The 4,321-nt window shown below is 48.8% G+C and carries 6 protein-coding genes and 1 pseudogene; 3 read left to right on the top strand and 4 right to left on the bottom strand.

Features of this window, described 5'->3' with window-relative positions:
- A partial coding sequence (locus VE954_RS08895; RefSeq protein ID WP_324951810.1) for an SMP-30/gluconolactonase/LRE family protein occupies window positions 1-571 on the top strand: 571 nt, incomplete at its 5' end.
- 145 nt (window positions 572-716) lie between these two features.
- Here the strand turns inward: VE954_RS08895 and VE954_RS08900 are convergent.
- Entirely contained in the window at window positions 717-974 is a 258-nt protein-coding gene (locus VE954_RS08900; protein WP_324951812.1) for a hypothetical protein, read from the bottom strand.
- Window positions 975-1,079: 105 nt separating this feature from the next.
- On the opposite strand from VE954_RS08900, the gene VE954_RS44155 reads away from it, so the two are divergent.
- Both VE954_RS44155 and VE954_RS08905 read left to right on the top strand, forming a co-directional pair.
- Complete coding sequence (locus VE954_RS44155) at window positions 1,080-1,289, top strand: transposase family protein (RefSeq protein WP_414698985.1); 210 nt, start codon at window positions 1,080-1,082, stop codon at window positions 1,287-1,289.
- On the top strand, window positions 1,249-2,172 hold the full coding sequence (locus VE954_RS08905; protein WP_324951817.1) for an ISAs1 family transposase: 924 nt from the start codon (window positions 1,249-1,251) through the stop codon (window positions 2,170-2,172). The genes VE954_RS44155 and VE954_RS08905 overlap by 41 nt, the downstream gene beginning before the upstream one ends.
- Window positions 2,173-2,437: 265 nt before the next feature.
- On the opposite strand, the gene VE954_RS08910 is transcribed toward VE954_RS08905, so the two are convergent.
- From VE954_RS08910 to VE954_RS08920, 3 genes and pseudogenes are all read right to left on the bottom strand, one after another.
- Window positions 2,438-2,836 (bottom strand): hypothetical protein, encoded by a 399-nt coding sequence (locus VE954_RS08910; protein ID WP_324951814.1) that lies wholly within the window; start codon window positions 2,834-2,836, stop codon window positions 2,438-2,440.
- A 185-nt stretch (window positions 2,837-3,021) separates the two neighbouring features.
- On the bottom strand, window positions 3,022-3,420 hold the full coding sequence (locus VE954_RS08915; protein WP_324951816.1) for a hypothetical protein: 399 nt from the start codon (window positions 3,418-3,420) through the stop codon (window positions 3,022-3,024).
- Between the two features lie 506 nt (window positions 3,421-3,926).
- Window positions 3,927-4,115: pseudogene (locus VE954_RS08920) on the bottom strand (DDE-type integrase/transposase/recombinase); the annotation flags it as partial.
- Window positions 4,116-4,321 lie beyond the last annotated feature (206 nt).

Consider the following 4,321-nt stretch of genomic DNA (forward strand, 5'->3'; position numbering starts at 1 on the left):
GGACGGGACCCGACTCTCTCTTGCCAATTCCTATCTTGGCAAAACTTTCAATTCACCCAATGATCTTGCGGTTCGCAATGACGGCACCATCTACTTTACCGATCCCAATTACCAGCGCGACGGCCGGGAGGGTCAAGGTCCGGTCACGGGGGTCTATGCTTTGCGTCCGGACAAGACGGTGATACCGGTCGACTTGAGTCTCAGGCAACCCAACGGAATTGCCTTAAGCCCGGACCAAACTGTCCTCTATGTTGGCAGCGCCGATGGCAAGGTTTTCCGATATCAGGTTGACAGTGATAGCAGCACCAGATCCGATGGCATTCTGGCCACGCCGGGGAAAGGTATCGATGGAATGGCCGTGGACTGTGCTGGCAACCTCTATGCGACCATCCCCAGTGAACAGGCTGTCCATGTTTATACGCCGACCGGTGTTCTCCTGAGCAAGATCACTGGCTTTGGATTCAACACAACCAACATTGCATTCGGTGGCAAGGACAAAAATACTATGTTTGTCACAGCTGCAGGACATGTTTTCCAATTGCAACTGAAAATACCAGGTTCTCCATATTGATGACTCAACGGCCAGAAGTACCGAAGTTGATGTGTGCGTTGGCTGTTCCGATCTGCTGAAATCTTTTATTCCATGGCTGTATGATGGCTCGCGAATCCAGACGTTTCCTCGCTCAGAGTTTGCAAACGCAAGAAAGCACAAAAAGTCAGGGCCCCGGAAAGAATGCCTGAAATTTCAACATGTCCTTGATTGCCAAGGCATTCACGGAAACAGCAATTCGGAAATTTCTCAATAATTTTAACAGCCAGCCTACTTTATAATCATTCTTTCCGGGGCCCTGACAAAAAGTGGTTCTGTTGAGCCTGGGTAAGTCCATGGTATTCTCCGGGAAACTTCGGGAGGCGGGCTCATGCTTTTTGACACCAGAGGACACATCTTCGAGCGCCAGATCATCATGCTCCACGCAGGGCCCCGGAAAGAATGCCTAGGAATTAATCAAAGCACCAATATTATTGACTAAAGGATGCCTCCTGAGAGATTCCATTCTCCTCTTCAGGAGGCTTTTTCAATGCAATCTGACATACGGTTTGCCTTTTCCCTGGCCGATCAATTCGAGGCGAGTGCTGACTTCAGAAGTTCGCGCGGAAAAAGATATTCCCTCTCCTTTCTTCTTAACAGGGCAGCCTGTGCCATGATGTGTGGAGCCCAGGGCTTTGTTCAAATCGCCGAATGGATATGTGCTCAGCCCAGGTCCAAACTCCGCCTGCTCGGCAGATAGTTTTCCTGACGAATCCACAGTCCGCAAAGCCCTTGGGAAAGTTGAGATGAGAGCTTTTCACAGTCAGCTTTATGATTGGCTTTCCGGCAGCAGCGGCTCCAAATCCCTGGCGGTTGACGGCAAGACCCTTAAGGCGTCCAGGGATGGAAACGGCAGACAGATCCATGTTCTTTCCGCCATCACACACGGTGATGCTCAGCCGATGGGAGACACCCCGGTCGATCATAAAGGCAGCGAGATTGATGAAATAAGACCCCTCCTCGATTCAATTGATATTCGAGGCAAAATAGTGACCGTGGATGCTCTTCACAGCACAAAGGATTTCGCAGCCTGGCTCAAGGGCAAAGAGGCCGATTATGTTTTTCCGATGAAAGGAAACAGGAAAAAGCTTATCGATCGTCTGGACATGCTCAATATCAAGGAAAATTCATATTCAAAAGCGAGCACGCAAGACCGTGGACATGGAAGAGAGGATAAAAGAACTCTATACCTGATGAAGGAACTTCCATTCTGGCTTAATTTTCCTACGGCAGAGCAGGCCTTTATCATTGAGCGGGAAAGCATTATCAAAAAAAGCGGCAAAGTCAGGCGTGAGCAGGTATATGGGCTGACGAGTCTTAAGGATGCCGATGCAGCCCTGCTGCTCCAGTTGAATCGAGGCCACTGGACCGTTGAAAACAAAATGTTCTATGTAAGAGACGTGACATTCAATGAGGATCGCAGCTCCATCAGGTCCGGCTCTTTTCCACATCTTATGATCACCCTGCGTAACGTGATCATGGGCCTCTTCAAGAAAAAAGGCCGGCTTCAGATCGCAAAAACCATTCGATCCTGCCTTTATGGCAAAGACACTGACCTCGGATACCACTTCTCAAAAATCTGAAGTCAAAGAGATAACGATTCATAAACAGGAGCGCCGTCTCTTACGGCACTGCTGCGGCCAGAAAATGAACTTCTAGCGAAAAAGCGAAGGAATGAAACGCTGGCTCTGCCCTCCAGCCCGAATTTCAATGGCACCACAATCCAATGAAGCCCACTCACATAGCGCCAGGATCAATTCTTAAGCATTCTTTCCGGGGCCCTGCCGGATTCCTCAGGTTTGGCGCATTGGTGCGGATCGTTGCCGTCCAGGACCTGCACGTCTTTTTTCAGTGAAGAATACAGGTTGTTTCAATCGTCGACGCGCCTGCGATAGGTGGATTTTCAAGATTCTCCACGACCGAGGATAAATTATAGGCGTTTCCCTGGCCAAAGCCGTCAAGCGTCAAATCAAACCCTTGGCGTTCTTCAATTGAATCATACTGATGTTCGACATAAAGCAAGTCACCATTCAAGCTTACGGTGGACACGGTTCCTGTCCTGAAATCAGTAATAAGCTGCGTCTGTCCTTGCAGGACTTTAACTTCGCTCACGCTGATAAACTCAGCACCTCGATAGAGACTGTAGTACAAACTGCAGTGAGCAGAGTCATAACGAGGTGACGATGCTGCAGCAACGGACGAGATGCTGCACAACAAGGCACCGAAGGTAAGAGATTTGATCAACATCAGATGAACTCTTTATTTTAAAAGTTGAGATTCGAATTTGCCCAGAACCTGCGTGACCAATCAATTACCAAGAACCGGAATTCTGAAGCAGAAATTTTTATTTAGGTGAAAAAACTGATGACGATCTTCAGTCCTCATAACGTGAGTTGGAACCGAAGGCTTTCACAGCGGTGTCGTTCGTGGATTCAAAAGTCCACATGGAGCTGGGCTGAGGCAGCACTTTCGCCTGCCGTAAACTGGACCGTACACCCACTGGAATCAGAACCAGGGAACCAGTCCACAGTAACGACATAGAGTTTCTGCACCAATTCGGAGCTGAGGTCCGTGCTGCCTAGTAGTTTGACGGTGCTTAACTCACATTCGAATCCGCCGTAAGTTTCAGTCACGACCACATCAGGATTCTTGCTCGCGACTGTTGTGTTTTTTGTGACGGCGAAAACCAGGGTGATGTCATTGGAGCCAGCGACATCAATATCAACCTGATCTCCGGCCTTGAGCGCGTATGTGGACTCAGTGCTCGCATGTGCTGAAGCTGCTCCAATGAAAAGCAACCCTGCGGCCAATAAAGTCATGACTTTCTGCATAACGATTCTTCTCCGATGTGTACGGGGACATTCATGGACACTTCCAATTGGAAGTAGACTTTCTCGTAGCAGACGAGCACTGCTAATTCAAAGACTTTTTTTACTTACAAGGTCAGTCAGGAGTGTGAGATGAAGCAATCAAACCCCCACAACCATAATTGAAAAAGACTAACCATGATCTTCGCTCAACTCGGCAGTTTTTGCCTCCTCGCATCTGAAGTCCATTAGGCATGCACCTTTCAGCGACTCACTTTAGCTAGGCAGAAGTTTTTGACAGAAGCCTCGCGTTTATGTGATAGGCTCCACGAACTCGGGGAAATTTCCCTGCAAAGACTTGTTCACTCTGTAGATGCCCAGACCACGCTGATTATATTTTCCGTTCAATTGCCGGCTCTGTCGCAAACATTTATGAGGGTGAAGTAAGGTTTTGAAGGGATCATTCGGCTCTGTCGCAAACATTTCCGAGGGCGAAGTAAGGTTTTGAGGACATCGTCCCCCGAACGCAGTTATCCTGCAAGAGCGTAGAATTGCTCGAAAGGAGTCGAGCCCTCAATATCGATCTGACCTTTTCTGAGCATGGTCATCATCTCAATTCCGGCGATGGTCTTCGCGGCCGACATGAAGGTTTTAAAACCCAGCATGGGCCTTGTCCTTTGCCTCACTCGCCTGTGGTCCTGCTCGACGATATTATTAACAGAACTTTCCCCAAAAAGAGCCCATCCAGTATCAGGCAATTTGTTTTACTCCAAGGCATTAACGGGCTCAACCCACTTCCGCAGACTGATGCTACCGGCCTTTACAGATCGAACATTGTCTAAGCCTTGCTCCGTGAGCGATTGATCTTGCGAGCCTGCCTCTGGCGCTTGTTCCGTAGCTTACTGGACCTTCTTTGCTCTGGCGA

It is taken from the genome of Oligoflexus sp. (genome assembly GCF_035638955.1).
Taxonomy (GTDB): Bacteria; Bdellovibrionota_B; Oligoflexia; order Oligoflexales; family Oligoflexaceae; genus Oligoflexus.